Annotated in this window: 21 protein-coding genes; 7 read left to right on the forward strand and 14 right to left on the reverse strand. The window is 70.6% G+C overall.

The window, feature by feature from the left end:
- Positions 1-32: 32 nt before the first annotated feature.
- The 8 genes from JFN87_RS12955 to JFN87_RS12990 form a co-directional block, all read right to left on the reverse strand.
- Positions 33-1,391, reverse strand: a complete 1,359-nt coding sequence (locus JFN87_RS12955) for an MFS transporter (RefSeq protein ID WP_209340186.1) — start codon at positions 1,389-1,391, stop codon at positions 33-35.
- Positions 1,392-1,561: 170 nt separating this feature from the next.
- Positions 1,562-2,005 (reverse strand): MarR family winged helix-turn-helix transcriptional regulator, encoded by a 444-nt coding sequence (locus JFN87_RS12960; RefSeq protein ID WP_209340167.1) that lies wholly within the window; start codon positions 2,003-2,005, stop codon positions 1,562-1,564.
- Positions 2,006-2,106: 101 nt separating this feature from the next.
- Positions 2,107-3,201 carry a glycoside hydrolase family 18 protein gene (locus JFN87_RS12965; RefSeq protein WP_209340168.1) on the reverse strand — a complete coding sequence of 365 codons (1,095 nt, stop codon included), beginning with the start codon at positions 3,199-3,201 and terminating at the stop codon, positions 2,107-2,109.
- A 130-nt stretch (positions 3,202-3,331) separates the two neighbouring features.
- Entirely contained in the window at positions 3,332-5,926 is a 2,595-nt protein-coding gene (locus JFN87_RS12970; RefSeq protein WP_209340187.1) for a SpoIIE family protein phosphatase, read from the reverse strand.
- A 198-nt stretch (positions 5,927-6,124) separates the two neighbouring features.
- Positions 6,125-6,544 (reverse strand): ATP-binding protein, encoded by a 420-nt coding sequence (locus JFN87_RS12975; protein WP_209340169.1) that lies wholly within the window; start codon positions 6,542-6,544, stop codon positions 6,125-6,127.
- Between the two features lie 313 nt (positions 6,545-6,857).
- Positions 6,858-7,298 carry a (deoxy)nucleoside triphosphate pyrophosphohydrolase gene (locus JFN87_RS12980; protein ID WP_209340170.1) on the reverse strand — a complete coding sequence of 147 codons (441 nt, stop codon included), beginning with the start codon at positions 7,296-7,298 and terminating at the stop codon, positions 6,858-6,860.
- 32 nt (positions 7,299-7,330) lie between these two features.
- Positions 7,331-7,549: an SPOR domain-containing protein gene (locus tag JFN87_RS12985; protein WP_209340171.1), complete on the reverse strand. Its 219-nt coding sequence runs from the start codon at positions 7,547-7,549 to the stop codon at positions 7,331-7,333.
- Between the two features lie 225 nt (positions 7,550-7,774).
- Positions 7,775-8,527, reverse strand: a complete 753-nt coding sequence (locus JFN87_RS12990; RefSeq protein WP_209340172.1) for a GntR family transcriptional regulator — start codon at positions 8,525-8,527, stop codon at positions 7,775-7,777.
- Positions 8,528-8,698: 171 nt separating this feature from the next.
- Between JFN87_RS12990 and JFN87_RS12995 the strand changes: the two genes are divergently transcribed.
- Complete coding sequence (locus tag JFN87_RS12995; RefSeq protein WP_307865428.1) at positions 8,699-9,943, forward strand: serpin family protein; 1,245 nt, start codon at positions 8,699-8,701, stop codon at positions 9,941-9,943.
- A gap of 189 nt (positions 9,944-10,132) precedes the next feature.
- Positions 10,133-12,019 carry an asparagine synthase (glutamine-hydrolyzing) gene (gene asnB, locus JFN87_RS13000; protein ID WP_209340174.1) on the forward strand — a complete coding sequence of 629 codons (1,887 nt, stop codon included), beginning with the start codon at positions 10,133-10,135 and terminating at the stop codon, positions 12,017-12,019.
- A 224-nt stretch (positions 12,020-12,243) separates the two neighbouring features.
- Here the strand turns inward: asnB and JFN87_RS13005 are convergent, their stop codons facing one another.
- Positions 12,244-12,675 (reverse strand): ATP-binding protein, encoded by a 432-nt coding sequence (locus tag JFN87_RS13005; protein WP_209340175.1) that lies wholly within the window; start codon positions 12,673-12,675, stop codon positions 12,244-12,246.
- A 250-nt stretch (positions 12,676-12,925) separates the two neighbouring features.
- On the opposite strand from JFN87_RS13005, the gene JFN87_RS13010 reads away from it, so the two are divergent.
- Together JFN87_RS13010 and JFN87_RS13015 are read left to right on the forward strand one after the other, a co-directional pair.
- Positions 12,926-13,774 (forward strand): helix-turn-helix domain-containing protein, encoded by an 849-nt coding sequence (locus tag JFN87_RS13010; protein WP_209340176.1) that lies wholly within the window; start codon positions 12,926-12,928, stop codon positions 13,772-13,774.
- Positions 13,775-13,785: 11 nt separating this feature from the next.
- Entirely contained in the window at positions 13,786-13,977 is a 192-nt protein-coding gene (locus JFN87_RS13015; RefSeq protein WP_209340177.1) for a hypothetical protein, read from the forward strand.
- Between the two features lie 311 nt (positions 13,978-14,288).
- On the opposite strand, the gene JFN87_RS13020 is transcribed toward JFN87_RS13015, so the two are convergent.
- The 3 genes from JFN87_RS13020 to JFN87_RS13030 all read right to left on the reverse strand — a co-directional run bounded on the left by JFN87_RS13020 (position 14,289) and on the right by JFN87_RS13030 (position 20,004).
- Positions 14,289-14,831 carry a hypothetical protein gene (locus tag JFN87_RS13020; protein WP_209340178.1) on the reverse strand — a complete coding sequence of 181 codons (543 nt, stop codon included), beginning with the start codon at positions 14,829-14,831 and terminating at the stop codon, positions 14,289-14,291.
- Complete coding sequence (locus tag JFN87_RS34330) at positions 14,831-18,820, reverse strand: Hint domain-containing protein (protein ID WP_209340179.1); 3,990 nt, start codon at positions 18,818-18,820, stop codon at positions 14,831-14,833. Before JFN87_RS34330 ends, JFN87_RS13020 begins: the two co-directional genes overlap by 1 nt.
- A gap of 461 nt (positions 18,821-19,281) precedes the next feature.
- Complete coding sequence (locus JFN87_RS13030; RefSeq protein WP_245179385.1) at positions 19,282-20,004, reverse strand: FG-GAP repeat domain-containing protein; 723 nt, start codon at positions 20,002-20,004, stop codon at positions 19,282-19,284.
- Positions 20,005-20,475: 471 nt separating this feature from the next.
- Between JFN87_RS13030 and JFN87_RS13035 the strand changes: the two genes are divergently transcribed.
- On the forward strand, positions 20,476-21,057 hold the full coding sequence (locus tag JFN87_RS13035) for a Uma2 family endonuclease (RefSeq protein WP_209340180.1): 582 nt from the start codon (positions 20,476-20,478) through the stop codon (positions 21,055-21,057).
- Positions 21,058-21,070: 13 nt separating this feature from the next.
- Here the strand turns inward: JFN87_RS13035 and JFN87_RS13040 are convergent, their stop codons facing one another.
- Together JFN87_RS13040 and JFN87_RS13045 are read right to left on the reverse strand one after the other, a co-directional pair.
- Positions 21,071-21,883, reverse strand: a complete 813-nt coding sequence (locus tag JFN87_RS13040) for an aspartate/glutamate racemase family protein (protein ID WP_209340181.1) — start codon at positions 21,881-21,883, stop codon at positions 21,071-21,073.
- 116 nt (positions 21,884-21,999) lie between these two features.
- Positions 22,000-22,431, reverse strand: a complete 432-nt coding sequence (locus JFN87_RS13045; protein WP_209340182.1) for an ATP-binding protein — start codon at positions 22,429-22,431, stop codon at positions 22,000-22,002.
- A gap of 256 nt (positions 22,432-22,687) precedes the next feature.
- Between JFN87_RS13045 and JFN87_RS13050 the strand changes: the two genes are divergently transcribed.
- Positions 22,688-23,539 carry a helix-turn-helix domain-containing protein gene (locus tag JFN87_RS13050; RefSeq protein ID WP_209340183.1) on the forward strand — a complete coding sequence of 284 codons (852 nt, stop codon included), beginning with the start codon at positions 22,688-22,690 and terminating at the stop codon, positions 23,537-23,539.
- A 10-nt stretch (positions 23,540-23,549) separates the two neighbouring features.
- Complete coding sequence (locus tag JFN87_RS13055; RefSeq protein ID WP_209340184.1) at positions 23,550-23,741, forward strand: hypothetical protein; 192 nt, start codon at positions 23,550-23,552, stop codon at positions 23,739-23,741.
- Positions 23,742-23,893: the final 152 nt, after the last annotated feature.

The raw sequence follows: 23,893 nt of genomic DNA on the forward strand, positions 1-23,893 counted from the left end.
TTGGGCAAGCGATGTGGGTGGCGTCCGCGCCCTCAGGTACTCGTACGGGCGCCGCCGCGCAGCGCCCGGTCCGTGAGGGTCACGACGATCAGGAGCACCCCGAGGCAGGCCGACACGGCGGCCATGAGGTGCAGACCGCTGTCGCCGGCCTGCCGGCCGTAGGCGAGGGCGATCAGGCTCGACGCGGCGATGGCGCCGATGTACTGCGCGGTGCGCTGCAGCCCCGCGGCGGATCCGATGCTGCCGGGCGGCGAGTACGACTGGACGGCCGCCTGGTTGCTGGTGCCGATGAGGCCCTGCGGTATGCCGAAGCACGCGCCCGCCACCAGCAGCAGGATCAGCGGCGTGCCGCTCCCGACGAAGACCAGCAGGCTCGCGCCGCCGAGCAGCAGGACGGCGGCCAGGGCGAGCGGGCCGCGTATGCCCTTCGTCCGCGCCCCGAGCAGCGAGCAGACCAGCGCCGTCAGGGACATGGGCAGCATCACCAGGCCGGTCGTGGCGGCCGTGAAGCCGCGCCCGTCCTCCAGCCACTGGGTGAACCCGTACATCACGCAGTAGATCAGCAGGTAGCTGATGCCATGCCTGAGGTACGTGCGGGTGAGCGCGCCGTTGCGGGCGAGCGTCCTGAGGTCGATGAAGGGCTGCCTGGCACGCAGTTGCCAGCGGGCGAGGACCAGCGACACGGCGGCGAACGGCGCGAGGAGCCACCAGATCGGGTGGCCGAGGTCCAGCAGGAAGAACGCGAGGAGCGTCAGCGCCGTCGTGAACAGGCCGATGCCCAGCGGGTCGACGGAGCGCCACACGGAGCTCTGCGCCCCGGCCGCGGGATCGGCGGCACGCGCCTGGGCGCGCGCGGCGCCCGTCGCGTCCTTCGGCACGAAGAACAGCGCGAGGACGAACGCGGCGACCGCGACGGGCAGGTTGACGGCGAAGATGGCGCGCCAGCCGAAGAACCCGACGAGCACGCCGCCGAGCGTGGGGCCGACGGCCGCGCTGCCGAGCCCGGCGAAGGACAGCCGGGCGAGCACGGGGCGCGGCGGCGTGCGGCCGACCCTGCGCCCCTCGTCGCGCAGCACGGACATGGCGGCCGGATAGGCGGCCGACGTGCCGACGCCGAGCAGCAAACGGGAGACGAGCAGCCAGACGAACGACGGCGCGAGCGTGCCGACGAGGCCGGACGCGAGGACGACGAGCAGCCCGCCGAGGAAGACGCGGCGCGGCCCGAGCGAGTCGGCGAGCTTGCCGAGCACGGGCTGGGCCACGGCGCTCGCGAGGTAGAGGACGGAGATCAGCCACGCCGTGTCGGCCGCGCCTACGCCGAAGTCGTGGCCGATCGACACCAGCGCGGTGGAGATCATGGTGGTGTTCAGCGGGTTGAGCAGCGACCCCATCAGCAGGGGCAGCGTCAGCCGTCCGGCGAACCCCTTCGCCGTCTTCCCCGTTACCGAGGCCTGTTCCAACGTCTCGCTGTGCGTGTCGTCCTCTCCGTCCGTTTCGGCGTCCGTCGGGGGTCGCGGCGTCCGGGACGGCCCGGTGCCGGTGGTGCTCACGTGCGAGGTGCTCACTTCTCGGTCAGCCGCCGCAGGAGGCCCGCGGCCTCGGCGAGCGTGCGGCGCTCTTCCGCGTCGAGTTCTTCGGCGATCACCTTTGACAGCCAGGTCTGCTTCGCGGCGCGCACGCCCGCGAGTACGGTGCGCCCGTCGTCCGTGACGGACATGACGGACTGCCTGCCGTCGGCGGGGTCCGGCGTCCGCTCGACCAGGCCGCGCTCCTCGAGCGCGCCCAGGGTCAGCCGCATCGACTGCGGCTTGACGTGCTCGGCGCGCGCGAGGGCGGCCGTCGTGGCGGGCCCGTCATCGGCCAGGCGCACGAGCACGGAGCGCTGCGAGGGGGTGAGGCCCGTGCCGGGCGCGGTCGACCTGAGGCGCCGGGAGAGCAGGCCGGCCATCGTGGCGACATCGGCCGCGACCTCCTCGGGCGTGGGGTCCTGCGCGCGTTCGGGCATGCGTCCAGAGTAGGAAAACGACAGGCAACCTTGCAAGTTTTCCTGTCGTTCCCTGCGTCACTCCCGCTTCGGGCCTGCTTCAGTCCCGAGTCACTCCCGCTTCAGTCCTGAGCCGCGCCCCAGCCCTTGCGGTACGCGGCCCAGTCGCTGTCCGTCGCCGCGAAGTCGACGTACAGGCCGACGCCGAACCGCTTGCGGTGCACGTCGTTCCTGCCCAGCGCGAGCCGCACGCCGTGGATGGCGGCCGCCGGCGTCTCCGCGTACCCGTGGTGGCTCATGTCCTCCTCGCGGTAGAAGGGCAGCCCCATCAGCAGCTCGGTGCTCCTCGGCGTGGCCGCGAGCGCGAGTGCGGTCTGCTGGGCGACGTACCCGCCGTACAGCGACTCCAGGGGCATCGCGGTGTCGTACGACATGACCGCGATCTGGTCGACGCGGCGCGCGACCTGCCCGAAGTACGCCTGCGACCACCACTTGGGGTGCCCGGTCAGCGCGCCGGCCGCCGCGTGCAGCGACGGCAGCGGGTCAATCTGGGCGGCGGCCACCGAGAGCGGCGCGCCCCTGGCCGCGGTCAGCGCGTGCAGGCGGTCGAGGAGGCGCAGGAAGTCCTGGTCGCCGGAGTGCAGCGGCTCCAGGTCGAAGTGGACGCCGTCGAATCCGGCGTCGAGCACCTGCCGTGCGGAGGCGACGACGGCGTCGCGGGTCGCCGCGCTGGTCAGCCGGAGGCCGTCGGGCGACTCGGTGGCGAGCACGTCGCCGAGCCACGCGTCCACGCGGACGCCCGGCATCGTGCGGTGGACGGCCGCGATCAGCCGCCCGGCGTCGGGGTAGCGGCCCGCGGGCAGGGTGCCGTCGTGCTCAAGCGGGCCCGCGTGCACGTACAGGTCCGTGATGCCGGTCCCCTCGATGCGGCGGGCGAACGCGGCCAGGTCGGCGTCGTCCTTGCGGCCGTCGACCCAGGCGTGCCCCATCCACACGGCGTCCATGCCGCGGGTGCGTGTGCCGTCCTTGATGTCGCCCGTGTACGCGACGCGCAGCGCGACGGCGGCCGCGAGCACGGGCACGACGACGATCAGGGCGACGGCGATCGCGATCCGCCTCGGCCATCCCGGGCGAGGTCCCCGCCGGGCCCGCGTCCACCAGGCGCGGCCGCGCCGCCCCTCCGACGACCCCGACCCTTCACGCGCACGCTCGGACACCGCGAACCCCTCCCCGGCCGCGGCCCCCCGGCCGCGGAGGGATCAGGGTACGGGCGGGGGCGGCGTGACCTGCGGGGTCGCGGTCAACCGTTTCCGTATCAGGACATGCGTCGACACAGGTCAGTACCTGTCAGAACATGGAGAGCAACTGCTCGACGGTCGGCTCCGCGGCGCTCGCGCTGCCGGGCAGGGCCAGCTCGAACCAGACCGTCTTGCCGCGCGGCGTCCTGCGCGAGCCCCAGGCCGAGCTGAGCATGCCGACCAGTTGCAGGCCGCGGCCGCCCTCGTCGGTGTCGCGCGCGCGGCGGCGGCGCGGCTGGACGAGGCCCGCGTCCCACACCTCGCAGACGAGGGTGCGGTCGCGCAGCAGGCGGAGTCTGATCTCGCCCTCGCCGTACCGCATCGCGTTCGTGACGAGCTCGCTGACGAGCAACTCGACCGTGTCCACCAGGGGTTCGAGATCCCAGGCGATGAGCTGGGCGCGCGCGTACTCGCGTGCCCTGCCGACCGAGCGCGGCTCGCGCGGCAGGCGCCAGTCCCCCACGGCGTCCGCGGGCAGGCCCTGGATGCGCGCCATCAGCAGGGCGATGTCGTCCTGGCCGTGGCTCGTCTCCAGCGTCGACAGGACATGGTCGGCGACGTCCTCCAGCGGGCGCTCCGCGTGCGCGAGCGAGGCGCGGAAGGCGCTCAGGCCCTCTTCGAGCGTCTGGTCGCGCGACTCGACGAGGCCGTCGGTGTACAGCGCGAGCAGGGAGTTCTCCGACAGCTCGACCTCGACCTGCTCGAACGGCTCGCCGCCCACGCCGAGCGGCACGCCGGGCGGCACGTCGAGCAGCAGCGCCTTCTCGCCTGGCTCGACGAGCACGGGCGGCGGATGGCCGGCGTTGGCGAACGTGCAGCGCCGGGTGACCGGGTCGTAGACGGCGTAGACGCACGTGGCGAGGTAGACCTCGGCGAGGTCGGCGTCCCTCGCCTTGTGCGCGACGCGGGACGCCTGCTGTGCCCCGTTGGGCGTGCCGAGGCCGCTGGCGATCTCGTCGAGGGCGCCGAGCACCTCGGCGGGTTCCAGGTCGAGCAGCGCGAGCGTCCGCACGGCCGTGCGCAGTTCGCCCATGGCGACGGCGGCGCGCAGGCCGCGGCCCATCACGTCGCCCACGACGAGGGCGGTCCTGTGGCCCGGCAGCTCGATGACGTCGAACCAGTCGCCGCCGACCTCCGTGGCCGCGTTGCCCGGCAGGTAGCGGCAGGCGATGTCGAGGCCCGCGGCCTCGGGGTCGCCCGGCGGCAGCAGGCTGCGCTGGAGGATCAGGGCGCGCTCGTGCTCGCGCCGGTACAGGCGCGCGTTGTCGATGCAGACGGCGGCGCGTGCCGCGAGCTCGACGGCGAGGGCGTGGTCCCGGTCGCCGAACGGCTCGCTGCCCTTGGCCCGCGCGAACTGGACGAGCCCGACGACCGTGTCGTGCGCGACCATCGGCACCGCGAGCGTGGACTGCAGGAGGCTGCCCTGGCGGCCCGGTATCGACTGCACCTGCGCGCTGCGCAGGGCGATGGCGCTGTGCGAGCCGAACGGGAACCGGTGCACGGCGCCGACCTCGGGCGAGACATATCCGTCGTGCGGGTCGCCGGGGCCCGAGAGCGGCCCGTCGGAGACGGCGCTCGCGAAGGCGACGCGCCGCAGCCGCGCCGTGCCGCCGCCCGACTCGTCGGACGAGGCGGCCCACCGGCCGGGCGGCGCCTCATCGCCCGTGAGCAGGGACTGGTACAGGTCGACGGAGGCCAGGTCGCAGAAGTTGGGCACGGCCACGCCGAGCAGTTCGCGCGCGGTGGTCTCCAGGTCGAGCGAATTGCCGATGCGCGCGCTCGCCTCGTTGAGCAGGGCGAGGTTGCGGCGGGTGCTGGCGGCCTCGTGCGCGGCGATGTGGCGCTGCGTGACGTCCGTGGCGACGGCGGCGACGCCCAGGGTGCGGCCCGAGCCGACGCCCACGCCGACCCGGTACAGGTTGAGCGACCAGTGCCTGCGCTCGCCACCGTACGGCGGGACGCCGTTCAGCTTGAACTCGGTGACGGGTTCGCCCGTGTCGAGCACGCGCCGCAGCGCCGCGTCGAGCCGGTCGGCCTCGCCGGCGGAGAGGTAGTCGGAGGCCGCCCTGCCCCGGTGTTCGCCGACGCTGCCGCCGAACACGGTGGCGAAGCGCTCGTTGACCCGCCGCACCGTCAGGTTCGTGCTGAAGAGGATGAAGCCGAACGGAGATTGGCCGAATATCGCCTGCGACGAGGCGAGATCGCTCTCGATCCGGCGCAGCGCGCGCACGTCCACGACGATGCAGACGGCGCCGCGCTCGCCCTGGTCGGTCTCACTGGGCATCACATAGACCTCGGCCAGGCCGTGGCCGCGCCGCCCGCCGCCCCGGCGCCCGCCCTCGGCCGCGTCCCCTGTGGCGCCCGCGTCCTCGCCCGCGTCCGCTCCCGGGGGCAGCAGGTACGGGACGAGGCCCGTCCAATCGTTGCCGTCGAGGATCTCGCTGAGTTTGCGGTAGCCCTTCGCGCGGAATTCGGGAGGTACGAAGACCCCCAGCGGGTCCTTGCCCCTGACATCGCGGGCCGGCAGGCCGAACAGCTCGGCCGCACGGCTGCTCCACTGGTCGATGAGGCCGTCGGGCCCGATCGAGAAGGACGCCACCTTGACATAGTCGTAGAGAGAGCCCTGCGGGCTGCTCTGCCACACGACGTCGTCGCTCGTCGCCTCTGGCGCCTCTGGTGTCTCGCTCACGCGACCGTCCCCTCCAGCTCACGCACCGGACCGGCCATGCCCCGCAGTATCCAGCACCACGGGCCTGGCTGACACGGCGTTCACGATCACAGCAAGGTCTCGTTCTCTCCGGACCTGCCCGAAACCCGCCGCGACCGTCGTCCCTTGTGACTTCTAACCATGGAGAGGCAGCTCGAACCACACGGTCTTACCTGTCTTACCGCGCCGCGTGCCCCAGCGACGGGCGGAACTGGCCACGAGCTGCAGACCGCGCCCGCGTTCATCCTCCGGCCCCGGCGCGCGCTGCACGACGGGGGCGCCCGGTACCTGGTCGGAGACCTCCACCAGCAGCACGCTCTCGCCGTCGGAGAGCGCACGGATCTCCAGGCGCATGCCGATGGGCCCTGGCGCGTACGTCAGCGAGTTGGTGACCAGCTCGCTGACCAGCAGCATGGCCACATCCTCCACGCCCGGCGAGAGCCGCCAGGCGCGCAGGGTGTCCCGCACGTCATGGCGGGCGACGCGCACGGCACCGGGCTCGGAGGGCAGGATCCACTCGGCGGACTCGTCCTCGGTGTCGATCAACCCGACCACTTCCCACAGCACCTGACGCCCCCGTTGTCTCGATCGTTTCGGGGATCATTCTGCCCATACCCGAAATTAGCCGTAAACTACCGCCTGAAGTCGCATGGGACAGAGCGAGCACCGTACCGACAGCGCCGAGAAGTCGCCACATCCCTGATATGCGTTATGCCCGAACGGCCGTCCCATACGCCGGAGGACACGGCCGGGCAGGGGCGCGCGTGATGGCCGAGGGGGGCGCACGGGGGCTCGAACAGACATCTGGTTCGCCCGGGGCGCGTGCTGTCCGCCGGTGCTGCGGGGCCGAACCGGCCCAGATGAGCGGTCACGCGCGCGTGCCGCCTTCCCGCACTAGTACGGGCCCTAGGGCGTCGAGCGCCGCGAGGACGGCAGGGCGGTCCGCGTCCAGCCAGTCGACGTCCGCGACGGCCTCGGCCGCCGTGACCCAGCGCAGCGCGTCGTGGTCCTGCAACGGGCGCGCCTTGCCCGAGACCACCCGCGCCGTCCAGACCCGCAGCTCGTAGCCTCGCCCGAGCGGCCAGGAACCGGGCACGCGCGCGACGGGTTCCGCCACGATGCCGAGTTCCTCGCGCAACTCCCGTACGAGGGCGTCCTCGACGCTCTCCCCCGGCTCCGCCTTTCCGCCGGGCAGCTCCCAGCGGCCGGCCAGCTCAGGGGGCGCGCTCCGGCGCGCCGCGAGCAGCAGGCCGTCGTCGTACACGGCGCCCGCGACGACGACCCGGGCCTCCGTTTCCCGCTCCGTCATGCGCGGGAGCCTACAAGCCGCCGCGCCGGGCCCTACGGAGCGCTCTGCTCAACCCGCTCCGGCAGCTGAACGTCGGCCGCGCGCTCCGCGTGCTCGACGCAGTAGAGCGTCCCCTCCTCGCGGCGGCCGTCCAGGCTCTCCGCCAGGCGCTGCGCCTCGTCACGCGTGGCGTACCAGGCGACGCGGTAGCGGTTGCCGTTGCCGTCCTCGCGCACCACCTGCCAGGGCAGCGCCGTCCCCCCTTCGGTCACGGCCGCACCCCCGGTCGTCTCGCCCCTGCGCCCGTCGCATCTCCCCAGAAAACCCCTATGCGCATATGCCGGAGCGTACGCCTGGGCCTTACGCACCGGATGCGGGGTTACACGAAGAGACAACTTCCGGCCAACAATCCGCCGAAAAGCGCGGGCGCGTGAGCCTCGTAGGCGCCCCTCAACACGCCCCCTGGTGCGCCCCCCGCGCGCCGTGTCGGCGGACGGCTACTTCACGGCCAGGTGGTAGGCGATCCTGAACCGGTCCGCAGGGACGACCACGTCCGCCGTCTCGACCGGCCGCCCGGACGCGTAGTACGTGCGCTCAAGGACCATCACCACATGCCCGGGCACGCCGCCGAGCGCGAGCAGCTCCTCCGCGAGGCCCGGGCGCGCGCCGACCTCCTCGTGGACGTTGTCGACGACGACGTCGATCGCGGCCATGCGCTCGACCACCCCGCACCCGCCGAGCGGGCCCTCCTCGGGCAGCATGACGGGCGTGCGCCCGGTCACGGCGAGCGGTTCCCACGAGGTGGACAGCATGATCGGCTCGCCGCCGTCCCTGAACACGTAGCGTGTGCGCATCACCCGGTCGCCCGCGGCGATCCGCAGCCTGGTCGCGACCTCGGGCGTGGCGTCCTCCTGCTCGCTGTGCGACTCCCAGGTGCCGTGCGCGCTCTCGTCCGCCTGCTCCTGCCTGAAGGGGCTCGCCCCGGCAGCGGGCAGGTAGCCGGAGCGGGCGATGCGGCGCGGCACCGGCCGCTCGCGCACGTACGTGCCCGACCCCGAGCGCCCCTCGACCAGGCCTTCCGCCATCAGGACCTTGCGCGCCTCCAGGGCGACCGTGTCGGAGACGCCGTACTCCGAGCGGATGCGGGCCTGCGAGGGAAGCCGGGTGTGCGGCGGCAGTACCCCGTCGACGATCTTCTGCCGGAGATCGCTCGCGACGCGCAGATAGGCCGGCTGCTCACCGAACGCCACGTGCCCTCCCTCAGAGTTGACAGTCAGCTACAGAGTGGCAACCCGTGATCGAGAGCCGCAAGCATGGGCCATGGTTTCACCCGAAGTGATGCATTGCTGGCCGGGCGCGCATGAATTCCTCCGGGGCCAGAATGGATGTCCCGGCGCCGACGAGGACGTAAGGGGAGACGTGTGCCGCGCGAAAAGGATCACCAGGAACGGAAGCCGGAGTCTCAACGAGGAAGCCGGGCCCCGCGGTCGGGAGGCCTCGCCGCGAGGGGCGTCGCGTCCCTCACGTCCCGCTGGGCGGCGCGGCTGGACGCCGGGCACGACACCGTGTTCTCGGCGGCGGGCGTCTGGCCGCTGCTCGCGCTGCTGGCGGAGGTGGCGGACGGTCCCGCGCGACGCGAACTCGAGGACGTGCTCGGCGCGCCGGCGCAGGAGGCGGCGAACGCGGCACGCGCGCTGCTCGCCGAACTCCCGGCGGCGGAAGGCCTGAACGCCGCGCTCGGCCTCTGGACGCGGCGGACGCTCCCGCTCGACGCGGCGTGGCTCGCGACGCTGCCCGAGGGCAGCCACACCCCGCTGTCGGGCGACGCCTCGGCCGACCGCGCGGCGCTCGACGCGTGGGCGTCGCGGCAGACGGGCGGCCTGATCGACCGGATGCCCGTCGAGGTCGACGCGTCGACCCTGCTGGTTCTCGCGAGCGCGCTCTCGCTGACGACGGAGTGGACGCACCCGTTCGAGGACCACGCGACGCACGACCCCGCCTCGGGCCCGTGGGCTGGAGCCGGCCTGCGGATGCTGACCCGCCGTACGGCGGGCATCGATACGGTGTCCGTGGCGCACACACCGGCCGGGCCCGTCACGATCGTGCGGGTCGAGGGCCTGACCGGCATCGACGTCCACCTCCTGCTCGGCGACCCCGGCATGGGCCCCGGCGAGGTCATCGGCGCGGGGACGGGCGTCCTGACGGGCCGTCTCGGTACGACGCCCGCCGAGGAACTCCCGTACGGGGACGACGTGGCACCCGGCCTCACGAAGGACGAGACCGAAGGCGCGTTCCCTGCCCCCCGGATGCTGTCGCTGCGAACACCGCCGTTCCACCTCACCGCCGACCATGACCTGCTGCGCATTCCGGACGTGTTCGGCCTGACGGCGGCCACGGACGCCACGCGCGGCCACTTCCCCGGCATCGGCGCGTTCCCGCTGTCGATCCGGGCGGCGGCGCAGTCGGCGATGGCGGAGTTCGGCCCGTTGGGCTTCAAAGCGGCGGCGGTGACGGCCATCGCCACACGGGCGATGGCCGTCAGCGGCGGGCGGTTGACGCGGGTCACGGCGACACTGGACCGCCCGTTCGGCTTCGCCGCCGTCCAGCGGTCCACGGGCCTGTGCCTGGCCACCGGCTGGGTGGCGACGCCGCGGACGCGGGCGTAGGGCGCGCAGAGCGCGCGACGGACCTCGTCCGAATCCAACCGGTCGTCCGCATTGGCGATCTTGCGCGAGAGCGCTCGCAGGGGATAGACCGGGGAGATAGATGGCGCATACACCGACAGCCGTCTGCACGGCCGTGCCCGCACAGGCACGGCCCTTCCCCGACACCCCCCACACAGAGCGGAAGTATCCATGTGCGGCATTACGGGATGGCTCTCCTACGACCGTGACCTGCGCGACCCGGCGTCCGCCTCCACTGTCGACGCGATGACCGAGACGATGTCCTGCCGCGGCCCCGACGACTCAGGCACCTGGATCGCGGGGCCCGCGGCGCTCGGCCACCGCAGGCTGGCGATCATCGACCTGCCCGGCGGGCGGCAGCCCATGACCCTGGACACCCCCGAGGGCACCCTCGCGATGGTGTACTCGGGCGAGACGTACAACTTCACCGAACTGCGCGAGGAGCTGGCCGCACGCGGCCACCGGTTCACCACCGACTCGGACACCGAGGTCGTGCTGCACGGCTATCTGGAGTGGGGCGAGGCCGTCGCGGAGCGGCTCAACGGCATGTACGCCTTCGCCGTCTGGGACCAGCGCACCGAGCGGCTCGTCATGATCCGGGACCGGATGGGGATCAAGCCGTTCTACTACTACCCGACCGCCGACGGCGTGCTGTTCGGTTCCGAGCCGAAGGCGATCCTCGCCAACCCGCTGGCCGCGCGCCGCGTCACGCTCGACGGCTTCCGCGAGGTCTTCGCGTTCGTGAAGACGCCGGGGCACGCCATCTGGGACGGCATGCGCGAGGTGGAGCCCGGCACCGTCGTCACCGTCGACCGGGGCGGCCTGCGTACGCACACGTACTGGTCGCTGCGGACACAGCCGCACACGGACGACCGTGACACGACGGTGGCGCGCGTGCGTGAGCTGCTTGAGGACATCGTGCGCCGCCAGCTCGTCGCGGACGTGCCGCGCTGCGTGCTGCTCTCCGGCGGCCTCGACTCGTCGGCGCTGACCGCGCTGGCCGCGCGGCAGCTCGCGGCGGCCGGCGGCGAGTCGGTGAACAGCTTCGCCGTCGACTTCGTCGGGCAGACGGAGAACTTCGTCGCGGACGACTTCCGGCCGACCCCCGACGCGCCGTTCGTCCACGATGTGGCGCGCGAGTCCCGCACGAACCACAAGGACATCGTCCTCGACTCGCACACCCTCGCCGACCCGGAGGTGCGGGCACGGGTCATCCGCGCCCGGGACATGCCGGTGGGCCTCGGCGACATGGACGCGTCGCTCTACTCGCTTTTCAAGGCGATCAGGCAGCACTCGACGGTCGCGCTGAGCGGCGAGTCGGCGGACGAGGTCTTCGGCGGTTACCGGCAGTTCTTCGACGAGGAGGCGCGCAAGGGCGGGATGTTCCCCTGGCACGCGGACTTCGCCCGCATGCGCGCCGCACGCGCCGGCCACGGCGCCCCCGGGGGCGGCGGCGGACCCCTGGGCATCCTGCGCCCCGAGGTCACGGCCGCGATCGACCTCCCGTCGTACGTGAGCGACAGCTACGCGTCCGCCGTGACGGACATCGAACGGCTGGCGGGGGAAAGCGACTTCGAGTACCGGATGCGGGTGATCTGCTACCTGCACCTCACCCGGTTCGTACGCGTCCTGCTCGACCGCAAGGACCGGATGAGCATGGCGGTCGGCCTTGAGGTGCGCGTGCCGTTCTGCGACCACCGGCTGGTGGAGTACGTCTACAACACGCCGTGGTCGCTGAAGTCGTTCGACGGCCGCGAGAAGAGCCTGCTGCGCGAGGCGACGGCGGACGTGCTGCCGCGCTCGGTCTACGACAGGGTCAAGAGCCCGTACCCGTCGACGCAGGACCCGAAGTACGCCCTGGCGCTCCAGCACCACGTGAAGGACCTGCTGGCCAAGCCCTCGCACCGCATCTTCGACCTGCTGGACCGCACGGCGGTGGAACGGGCGGCGAACGAGGACGTGCAGGGCGCGGGCCAGTTCGCCAGGAACGGCCTGGAACGGGCGCTGGACCTGTCGATCTGGCTGGACACGTACAACCCGGAGCTGGCCCTGTCCTGACGGGCCGGGCCACGGGCCGCCCGCGCGTACGTCAAAGGGCGGGCGGCCCACAACCTTGCTTCCCCGTCAGGACGCGCCCGCAGCGGTCACCCTGGCCCGACCGCCTCGTCGCCTCGGCGTGCTGGTCCCACCACCGCAGCAGGTCTGACGGGCCCGTGCCGCTGGGCGGACTGTTCTCGCTGGCCGGGTGTGCGCCGCAGGATGCGTAAAGGGCGCTCGCCCGTTCAGCCGCTGCCGTGCACGGTCACACCGCCGATGACGGACGTGCCACGTGTGGCGCGCGGGCGGACGGTCCAGAGGGCGGCGACCTGGTCGACGAGCAGCAGCCCGCGCCCCGACTCCCCGTACGCCGCCGGGTGCGCGACGGCGGGCGTGGCGCTACGGCCGGGCGTCCCGGTGCCGGGGTCGGAGACGGCGAGCCAGTAGTGCCCCTCGGCGGGCCACAGAACGAGCTCGACGAGATCGCCCTCGCCGGCCCGCGCCCCGTGCCGCACGGCGTTGGTGACCAGCTCGGACGTCAACAGGCCCAGCTCGTCACGCAGATGGGGCCGCAACGCGTACGGCAACGCCTCGGCCACCGCGTGCCGGGCACGCGGCACGGAGGACGGGTGGGCGGGGAACCGCCAGCAGGCGGGAATGCGGGGGATTTCGGGCATGGCGAACTCCATTGCGGTGGCGTGCGGTTGAGGTCGCCGGTGGCATGCCGCCCTGGTCGCGGACACACCCGTCCCAAGACAGACGGGCACGCCCACGCGGTGCACTTCCGACGTCGCGGTGTGTAGCGTTCTCGGCACTTACAGTAGAGCAGACACGTGGCAAATTAACCACGCCCTTCACGGGATTAGCCACTTACTGGTGAACTTGTTGCCCGCAGAGCCCGTTGTTGCCTGACACAGAGGGACCGATATGCCACCCAGAACCGTCCTCACGCAACGTCAGAAGCGCCTGGGCAGCGAACTCCGCAAGATGCGCACGACAGCAGGCCTGTCCGCCGAGTACGCAGCCGGTCTCCTCGGCGTTGACCGAGGCAAGATTTCCAACATGGAGTCGGGGGTTCGAGGGATCAGCGGCGAGCGACTCAAGACGCTTGCCTGCAACTGCGACGTCACCGACGAGAAGTACGTGGAGGCTTTGGCCGAGCTGGCCGAGCCCAGCGCGGGCTGGTGGGAGCGTTATCGGGGCAGTCTGCCCCAAGGGCTGCTCGACATCTCCGAACTGGAAGCCGACGCGGTACGACTGCGGGGTGCGAACACCGTCCACGTGCCGGGCCTGCTGCAGACCTCCGAGCTGGCACTGGCGATCTTTCGGTGCGCCGTCCCCGCACTGCCCGAACACGAAGTCGCACTTCGACTGGCGCTGCGAACAGAACGCCAGCAGGTCATCACCGGAGACGAGCGGATCCCCTACGTGGCCGTTGTCCACGAAGCCGCCCTGAGGATGCAGTTCGGGGGGCGCGATGTAGCGAGGACGCAGCTGCGGTACCTGCTGCAGGCCTCCGAGCGTGACAACGTCACATTGCTCGCGCTTCCCTTCGCACGCGGCGCCTTCCCGGGCGCCGGGCAGACCGTCGTCTATGCCGAAGGGCGCGTGCCGCAGCTCGACACGGTGCAGGTGGACAGCTCCCACGGTCCTGCCTTCCTGCACGCCGAGGGCCAGCTGGCGAAATATCGCGCGCAACTTGACCTGTTGGAAGAACTGGCGCTGTCACCTGAAAGCTCTCGTGACTTCATCCGCAAGATTGAGCAGCAGTTGTGAGGAGACCTCCTATGCCCGAGATCACCTGGGAAGACCCCTTCTGCGCCGAAGGAAGCTCCTGCTTCCAATTCGGCACGGACGCCGACGGCAACGCGTACATAGCCGTCAACGGCCAGGAAGACCACTACCTCACCGACACCACCGAAGCCCTCCGCACCCTCATCACCGACATCAAGGCAGGCAAGGCCGACCACCTGCTGTAGCCAACAGGCCAGTGCCGTCTCGCCGCCGACGGCAGCGAGACAGCACGACTCGCGGGTCTCTGCCAGCGGTATTCGCCGGATATGACAAACCTGCATGATCACGCGGAGCGGCCGACGCTCTGCAGCAGATCCGCCCCGCCACCATCGCCAACGGCGCTTACCTGGCCAACACCCTTGCCGGCTGGAGGCAGCAACAGCCCCGCGACGATCCAACCTGCAATAAACCTCCGAACCGCACGAGTTCGGAGGGCCGAGGGCGACGCACAGCGCGCCCGGACCTCGGCATCGGGCCCTGCGCGTGACAACTACAGTCAGGGAAGCTGCGGAAGAACTATTTCCCAATCGCGCAGGCGGGCATGAGCCGTACCGCCGACTATCCGCGCAAGACGGACTGCGGGAGTCGCCAGGTTGCGCGCCGCACGCAGCCGCCGGATCTCGCTTATGTCCAGGTCGCGCCAGTGCGCAGCCAGATTCCCGGCTTCCCGGGCCGTGATGGGAACCTCCGTGAAGAACAACTCCACCAACCAAGTGGGGTCGAGAACGACGACGCCCTCCATCGGAGCAACGCGACTGATTAGCAGCGACGAAAGCTCCAGCAGCCTAGTCACCCTCTCTCTGCCGTCCATATCGCCTGAGGCCACGGCAGCGTCCAGCGCGTACACCAGAGCCGCCGAACGCCTTGTCCAGGGAACAGAACTCGGCACATCGCCCCCGGTAGAAAGTCGGAAGGTGAGGTCCTCGACCACAGTGCGCCATTGTTGCGGGCCGAGACTCGACGGCTCAGGGGCGCGACCCGCCAGCACCCGGCAAAGTGCTGCGGAATCGAGAGACACCAACGTATTCATGTCATACATCAGAAATGGATCCCTGCTGCGACAAATGCCGCTCTGCCGATTTCCAAGCTCTCTTCCGAGGGAAGGAAGTGTCCGCTGTGATTGTTGATCTCCAGTCCGAAGTATCCGCTTTCCGAGGATCCTGCTATGTCGGCTTCCCCGGCGGCTCGCACGGGAGCGCCACCAGTGAGAACGGAGTGAAACATCTCCTCTCCGTTGACGGACTTGGGGATGACGACCAGGCTGCCGTCTTCTCGCACAGCCCACTTCACCGTACCCGCGTCGATAGCGGCGTCGAAGCCGGGAGTGCCAGGGGCCGAGGGTGACACGTGGAGCTTCTCGGCCATGGCCAGCTCTCCCGCGAGCCTGTCAGGAAGGGTATTGGGGAACAGTTCACATGCACTGTTGTGAACGAGCACCGGCGTGCTGCCAGCAAAAACATAGAAGGTATGCAGGTGGTCAACTGTGAGGTCGTAGACCACACGTGGTGCCACGCCCGAACGGTCCCGTACCTCGCTCACCGTGCTGATAGCACCATCCCGTCCTCTCAGGTGATCGCCTCTGGTGAGATCCGCTGCGAAAACCCAGCCGCTCCCCGGGCTGTAGATGCGGTGGCCTGCGGTGCTGATGAACTGTGAACCGTCAGTGAGCGTGACGGTCACCAGCCGTTCAGTGAGATGGTGGAAGGCAGCGGTCACAGGTTCAGATCGCTGTTCTCCCGTCAACGGATCAGTCGCCAGTACCCGGTCGCCCTCTTTGAGGGCAGCGATGGCCCGTTGCGAGCCATCTGCCATAAGAATCTGGGTGTCGGCAGGGAAGCTGTTCTTGAGACAGCTTTCGATCCCCTCCTCGGCCACGCGCACGCGTCGGTCGATGCCCGCCATCACATCGGCGTCGAGCCCGAGTGTCTTCAGCGCCTTGTACGCGTCGGTGATGCCGACTCCTGTGCGCAGTGCCGCGTCCAGGGCGCGTATCAGGTCGGCGGCCTTGGCGATGGTTGTGTCGGGGATGAACCAGGACGCCGCCCAGGCGCAGTTGCTGATGCTGCCCTTGGAGCACTTGACGAAGTCCTCGGTCAGGCCGTCCCAGAGGCCCTTGAGGAAGGCCTTGTCGACGATCATGGAGATGTCCCAGTTGCTGAAGTGCTTGGTGACATCGGCGTGCTGATCACTGGTCTGGCTGCCGAGGTATTCGACGGCCTTTGCGGGGCAGGAGGCTCCGGTCACGGTGGAGCCCGTGGCTGACGTGCACAGGTAGAAGTCCACGGTGAGTGTGAAGTTCAGGCGGAACGTGACGTCGCATCCGCTGTTGCCCATGCCGAGCACGCAGTCGTTGAGCGGTTTCGGGTCTCCGATCGGCGTGATCTTCTGTTTGGTGAACATCTGGCCGATGCCGGTGGCGCCGCCCTTGTTCAGGGTGTCGTTCGCCGCCGCCTGTTCGGCGCGCGTCGCGGCGTCCTGTGCTTCCTGTGCGGCTTCCTGCGCGTTCGCCGCCGCTGCTTCGGCGGTCGTGGCGTCGGCTTCGGCCTGGTCGGCGACTCCCCGTGCGGTGGAGGCGTCGGTCTCCGCCGCCGTCGCGGCGTCGCGTGCCGAGGACGCGTCGGTCTCCGCCGCGGTCGCGGAGGCGTCCGCCTGGTCCGCGTAGCCCGCTGCGGTGGTCGCGGCGCCCTGTGCGGCGTTCGCGTCCGCTACAGCGGCCGTGTTGTAGGCGACGGTCTGCGTCTCGGCCTTCTTCGCCGCGTCGGCCGCGGTTTCCGCCTGTTTCGCGGAGGCCTGGGCGTCTTGCGATGACTGCACCGCTTGCGATGCCCAGTCCGCTGCTGACGCCGCGGCGGTGGCGGCCGCCTTCGCGTCGGCGCTCGCCTTCTCCGCCAGCGCCTTCGCCTCGGCCGCGGCCTGCTTGGCCTGCGCGGACTTGGCCTGTGCTACGGCCTGCTGCTTCTGTGCCTGCGTCTTCGCAGCCTGCCCCGTCAGTACGGCGAGGCCCGCAGAGGCGTCCGTCTGCGCGTATGGCGCGCCCAACTCGATCGCGTCGTTGGCCGGCTTGACGACCTGGGCAGCCGAGTCGCGGGCGGCGGTGGCCGCCTGCGCGGTGGCGTACGCGTAGCCCGCGGTGCGCACCGCGTCCGCCCCCGCCGCGATGGCCTCCTTCTGCGAGGCGGTCGCGTCGACCTTCGCCTCGGCCGCCTTGGCCTGCGCCTCGCTCGCGAGAGCCTTGGCGTTGGCGGCGTTCCACTTCGCCGTCTCGGACGCGTCGATGGCCTCCGCCGCCGCGGCGTGCGCCTTGGTGACAGCGACCTCGGTGACCGCTACATCGGCCTTGGCGGCGTCGGCGGCGGACTGGGCGCGCTTGGCCGCGCCCTGGGCCCTCGTGGCCGCGGCGCGCGCGTTCGTCGCCGCCGTGGTCGCCTCGTTGGCGGCGGAGCGCGCGCTGGTCGCCGCGGTGGTCGCGGCGTCCGCGTCGGCCCGTGCCTGGGTGGCCGCAGCTCGGGATGCGGAGGCTGCGGAGGTGCCTTCATCGGCGTCGGCCTTGGCCTCGGCCGCGCTCGCTCTGGCCAGGGCCACATCGCGGTCGCTCTCGGCGTCGATCGCCTTGTCCCGCGCCGCGACGGCCTTGCTCTCCGCCGCGACCGCGTCGTCCTTCCTCGCCGCGGCCGTGGCGCCGGCGCCCTGCGCGGCGGCGAGCTTGTCCGCCGCGACCTGGCGCTGCGACTGGGCACGTGACTCGGCGTCCGCCGCCTTCGCCCGCTCAGAGTCCGCCAGTTCCTTCTGCGCCTTGGCGGTGTCCCGCTCGCTCTCCGCCGTCTGCCGCTTTGCCTTGGCGTCCGCCGCGGCGTTCTTCGCGGTCGCTTCCGCGTCCTCTGCCTTGGCCTGTGCGTTCTTCGCCGTGGTCGCGTTCGCGGCGGCCTGCTTCGCCTGCGCGGCCGCACCCTGCGCCGCGGCCTCGGCCTGTGCCTGCGCCTCCTCGGCCGCCTCGCGCCTGAACTCCGCCTTCGTGGCGTGCGCCTGCGTCTGTGCCAGCGAATTGAGGGCCTTGCTGTCGGACGCGGACGCCCGCGTCGCCTGGACGGCGGTGTCCGTGGCCTGCGAGGCGGCCTGCGCGGCGGCGGCCGACGCCTTGGTGACCTGGGCGGCCTGCTGTCCGTAGAGCAGGCCACGGCCACGCGGCAAGCCGGCTTGGTCGGCGATGGCGTAGGCCGCGTTCTGCGCGGCGGTGACCTTGTCGGCCTGCTTCTGCGCGTCCAGAGCCGCACGCGACGCCACGAACATGCGGCCGGACGCACGCGCCCTCGCCTGCGCGATCCAGGTGTTGACCTGGTCCTTGTCGGCCTTGGTCGGGTGATCGAAGTCGTCGGCAGGCAGCTTGAGGAAGTAGGCCTGCCAGTCGGTCAGCCGAGAGGTGATCAGCGACTGCCCCAGCGACTCCGTCATCGCCTGCGCGGCGACCTGGAGGTCCGCCGACGCCTGCTGCTCAGCCGCGAGGATCGCATCGCGCTGATCGCGCTGGCCCTTGATCTCGGCCTGCCACTCCTGCGCCGCCACCGTCAATTCGTCCGTCAGGACGTGGTGCGGATCCTGCGGGTTGGTCGTAGTGCACGAGGCGAACCTGGCCTTTAGGTTCTCCACGTCCACCCGGAACCCCATCGACCCGGGCTCGGGCGCGGTGGTCGGAAACCCGCCGTTCTCCAGGAAGATCCGCGCGTCGTCCGCGTACATGGGATGCATGAACTGCATGTCCCACGTCCACGCGGACCAGTCGTCGTAGTCCTCGTATTTGTCCTCCGAGTAACGTGTCGTGGCGATCTTCGTCACCGCATCGACGACCTCCTTACCCGCCAGGGGAGACTGGTCGTCATAGAACGCGTCCTCGTCCTGCCAGAACCGGTCATTGACCCACTGCCGGACTCCGACCTGGTAAAACAAGTCGGGCGCCTCCTGGAAACTCGCATCGGTGTAGCCAGGAGGTATGTGCCTGCCGCCGACACTCAGGGACTTCTGCCAGGCGGCCACGCGGCCACTCAGCTCGTCGCCCTTCGCCGAGGACCATGCCCGGTCCTTCTCGAACGCGACATCCAGCGGCGTCCCGTCCCAGTAGTCGGGCGCGGCCGCCGCCAGCAGTTGGTCGTCAGTGCCGTCCAGGCCCGCGCGGGCGACCTTCTTCATCGCCGGGCCGCCTTTGCGCAGGACCGCGCCGAGCAGGCACTGCGCATCGCGGATCTTCTGCGCCGCGTCCAGGTCGAAGGGCGCATCCGCGCCGCCGTCCGCGGTGGGCGCGTCGGCGACAGTGGACAAGCGCGGTGTGAGCGGGGCGAGCCCGCTACCGGACACCGTGGTGGTGATCGTGGCGAGCAGGGCCGTGCCGCCGAGCAGCAGGGAGGGCCATCTGCTCAGGGCGCGACGGCGCCCGGACAGTGCGCGGATACGCATGAGTGGTGTGAGCCGATCTGTGACGGAGCGAGCGCCCCAGGGGTTCAGAACAGGACGTTGAACGCGGACCAGCCGCTGTTGCCGATCTTCACGCGGGCCGCGAACGGCGCCGATGCCTTCCCGGTGCCGGGGAACAGCCACAGGGCACCCGCCGAGTCGACCGCGATCAGGTCCGGCTTTCCGTCACCGTCCTGATCCCCCGTCGACACCAGCCGCTTGTAAGCCCCCCAGTCCGTGCCGACCGTGATACGGGAGTGAAAGGCGCTGCCCGAAGCGGCGTTGCCGGAGCCGGGATAGATGTAGAGCGTCCCGGACGTGGACCGGGCGATCAGGTCGTTGTGCCCGTCGCCTGTGTAGTCCCCACGCCCGGTCAGTGCGTTCATCCCGTTCCAGCCGGAGTTGCCGATACGGACCCTTGTCGCCAACGTGCCGCTCGCGCTGCCCTGGTAGAACCACAGGGAGCCGTCCGTGTGCCGGCCCACCAGGTCGTCGTACGAGCTGCCGCCCAGGTCGCCCGGCGACATCAGCAGGTTGTAGATGTTCCAGCCGCCGCCGATGACCTTCGTGTCGTTTCCGCGCTCCGCCGTGTAGTAGAGGGTGGAACCCATGCGGAAGTACAGGTCCGCCGCACCGGGGGCCGACTGGGCCGCCTGCACGAACTGGTCCGCCTCCCCGTACCCACCACCCAGCTTGACCGCCCGCTCCCACCCCGCGCCGGACTTCGGCTCGTAGTCGTAGAGGATCCCGTCCGACTTCCGGCCGAACAACGAAAGCCGTTTCGTGGCGGCTGGGGCAGCGGAATCCACATGCGCCCGCGTCTGACTCCCGGACGCCGCCGTGCTGAGCTTCGGCAGCGCATATGCCCCGCCGGTGACCAGCAGGATCGCGGCCGCAAGGCCTGCCGCCCACCCCATCGCGCGCAAACGCGCCGGGGCGCCTCGCCAACGACGCCTGAACCGCTCGACCATGAAAAGGATCCCCACCCACACCCCATGCAGGGCAGGTCACAGCGCCAATGGCCCCGTGGCCCAAGCCCGCCACCGGGTCGGCGACCACGGCTGGATCACGCTACGACGCGGTCATGCCAACTGTGAAGATCTGTGAAGTACCTGTGCCCTTTCTGTCATAAAGATGGCTTGAAACAGGAGTCTCGGATCTTCCGCAGGCGAACACGGCGCCCCAGGCAGGACCGGCTGCGCCGCGCTTCGCATGCCGCAGGAAATCGCTAGGGTTGTCCCATGACCGCACTGCCCGACTGGATGCGCCCGCCCCGCGCGGAAGGCTGGTTCGCGGAGGACCTGGACCGCCTCCCCGAGGCGCCCCGCCACACCGAGCTGATCGACGGAGCCCTCGTCTTCACGATGTCCCCGCAGCGGTCCTGGCACGGCCGCCTCGTCACCGCCTTGACCACGGCGCTGATGGCGCAGGCCCCCGCCGGTGTCGAGATCGAGCGGGAGATGACGGTCCGGCTGGACGCGCGCAACCGCCCCGAGCCCGACCTCCTCGCCACCACGGCCGCGTACGACAAGGACCGCACCTGGTACGCCCTTGATGTCGTGCCTTTCGTCATCGAGGTCGTCTCTCCCGAGTCCGCGCACCGCGATCGTACGGTCAAGCTCCGCAAGTACGCGGAGGCCGGAATCCCGCACTACTGGTGCGTGGAGGAGGACGAGGGCGAGCCTGTCGTCCACGTGTACGAGCTGGACGAACCGACGCGGTCCTATGCCCCCGCGGGCATCTTCCGAGGTGTCCTGAGTCGCCCGGTGCCGTTCGAGATCGCCCTGGACCTCGGCGATCTGGTCCCGCGACAGCAGGGCTGACAGGCCCGGCACATCACCGGTGACCGCTGGTGCAGGCCAGGAACTCCTCCAACGCGTCGCCGGTGGGCAGCTCGTACCCGGGCGTTCGGCTCGTGTGTGTGCCGTTCAGCCGCCGCAGCCTGATCGCCGTCTCGGCCGCAAGTACGGCCACGGCGAGGCCGTTCAGCACGACGGCGCCCTCGACCGAGAAGCCCGGTTCCTTGCAGAACAGCATCATCGGATACCCCCCGGCGGGAACGATCACATCGACGCCGAGACCGAGCAGGGGCGCGATCTGGCTGCGGAAGTCGTCCCGCACCCGCCGGTACGACTCCGGATCCGTGAACGACCTGTTGTAGTCGGCGACCTGCGTCTCCACGGCGCGCACGTCCACGACGCGCTTCCGCAGCCCATACCGCAGGATCTGCTCCTGGTGGGCGGGGATGAAGACCGGGCTGATGGTCACCAGTCCGATCCTGCGACCCAGCGTGCAGGCGTGCAGCATCGTGGACTCGCCGAGACCGATCACCGGGATGTCCACTGCGGCGCGGATCTCCGCGAGCCCCGGGTCCGGGAAGTGGCCGATCACGAACGCCTCGTAACCCTCCCTCTCGGCGGTGATCGCGTTGCGGACGGCCTGGACCGTGCAGCGCAGCTCACTCAAAGGGTGCAGGTAGCGGTCCCCGGGCCGCAGGCCATGGACGACGACCTCGTAGCCGGGCCCGAGAAGGCCGGAGAGGTGGCTGGTCAGCCGGCTGAAGTACGGCGCGTCCACCTCGGGGTCGGTAAAACTCTGGTACCAGATACGCGCGGAAGCGCCCTCGGCAGCACCCTCGCCAGCAGCCATCCTCACCCACACCCTCGTCCCGCGGAGCGACCCGTCGGCCCCACTTCTACACGGCGGGGGCGCCGTGGCCCGGTACGCCGGGCCGTGACCGCACGTACGGCGGACCGGCGCGGCTGTCACCCGCCGCCGTGCACGGTCACGCCGGCGATGACGGACGTGCCCCGCGTGGCACGCGGGCGGACCGTCCAGACGGCGGCGACCTGATCGACGAGCAGCAGCCCGCGCCCCGACTCCCCGTACGCCGCCGGGTGCGCGACGGCGGGCGTGGCGGTACGGCCGGGGGTTCCCGTGCCGGGATCGGAGACGGCGAGCCAGTAGTGCCCCTCGGCGGGCCACAGGACGAGCTCGACGAGATCGCCCTCGTCGGCCCGCGCGCCATGCCGCACGGCGTTGGTGACCAGCTCGGACGTCAACAGACCGAGCTCGTCACGCAGATGGGGCCGCAGCGCGTACGGCAACGCCTCGGCCACGGCGTGCCGGGCCCGCGGCACGGAGGAGGGATGGGCGGGGAACCGCCAGCAGGCAGGAATGCGGGGGATTTCGGGCATGGCGAACTCCGTTGCGGTGGCATGCGGTTGAGGTCGCCGGTGGCATGCCGCCCTGGTCGCGGACACACCCGTCCCAAGGCAGACGGGCACGCCCACGCGGTGCGCTTCCGGCGTCGCGGTGTGTAGCTTCCGCGTGACGCAAAGCTAGCGAACTTGGAGGCACTGCGCCATACATGCAGGGGCACATTGCCACTTTAGAGTTGGACTAGCTTCCCAAAGGCACGGCAGACTGGCGGGGCACGGCGGAGAGGACGGCATGTCGATGCGTAGCGCACCCACAGAACGGCAGCAGCGCCTCGGAGCTGAACTGCGCAAACTTCGCATGGCAGCCGGGGTGAGCACGCAGTACGCGGCCGGCCTGCTGGGAGTCGACCGCGCGAAGATCTCCAACATGGAGGCCGGCACGCGAGTCGTCAATGCCGAGCGGGTACGGACCCTGGCCAGCAACTACGACTGCACGGACAGTGGTTACGTAGACGCTCTCGCCGCCATGTCCGATGAATCCCGCAGCGGATGGTGGGAGCAGTACCGAGGCACGCTGCCGCCCGGGCTGCTTGATATCGCCGAACTGGAGTGGCACGCCAAACGGCTGCTCACGGGCCAGATCGTCCATCTCCCCGGCCTCCTGCACACCGAGGACTACGCTCGTGCGGTCTTCAACGCCGGATTGCCTGCCATGTCTCGACTTGAAGTCGAGTTGCGGGTGCAACATCGCATGAATCGGCAACGAGTGCTGGATGAGCCGTCTCCGCTCCCTTACGTCGGGTACGTCCACGAGGCCGCTCTGCGCATGCAGTTCGGCGGCCGCAAGGTGACCAGAAACCAACTGGAACACTTGTGTGTGATGTCGGAGCGCGACAACGTCACGCTCCAAGTGATTCCCGTTGGGTGCGACGGCTTCCCCGGCGCGGGACACGCGCTCTTGTACGCCGAAGGACCCGTAGCACGGCTGGACACGGTCCAACTGGATTCCACGCACGGCCCCGAGTTCAGCCACGCCGAGGCACAACTCGCCAAGTACCGCGCCCATCTCGACTGGATGGACGAGCACTCCCTGAGCCCCGAGAAGTCCCGGGACCTAATTCGGGCCGTGGCCCTTAGCCTTTGAGGAGACCTTCATGCCTGACATCACTTGGGAAGCCCCCTTCTGCGCCGAGGGCAACAACTGTTTCCGCCTCGGCACGGACGCCGACGGCAACGCCTACATAGCCGTCAACGGCCAGGAGGACCACTACCTCACCGACACCACCGAAGCCCTCCGCACCCTCATCACCGACATCAAGGCGGGTAAGGCCGACCACCTCCTGTAGCCAACGAGCCGATGCCGTCTCGCCGCCGGAAGATTTCAAGTCCAGTGAGACGGTCGTGAGGCTATGAGGTTTGTGGTGCGGGTTCCCTGCGTTTGGCCGGGTCGTTGATCCAGGCCGCCTGCGGTATCTCGGGTGGTCGGGGGCGGCGGCCG

It is taken from the genome of Streptomyces montanisoli, assembly GCF_017813245.1.
In the GTDB taxonomy this organism is placed as follows: Bacteria; Actinomycetota; Actinomycetes; order Streptomycetales; family Streptomycetaceae; genus Streptomyces; species Streptomyces montanisoli.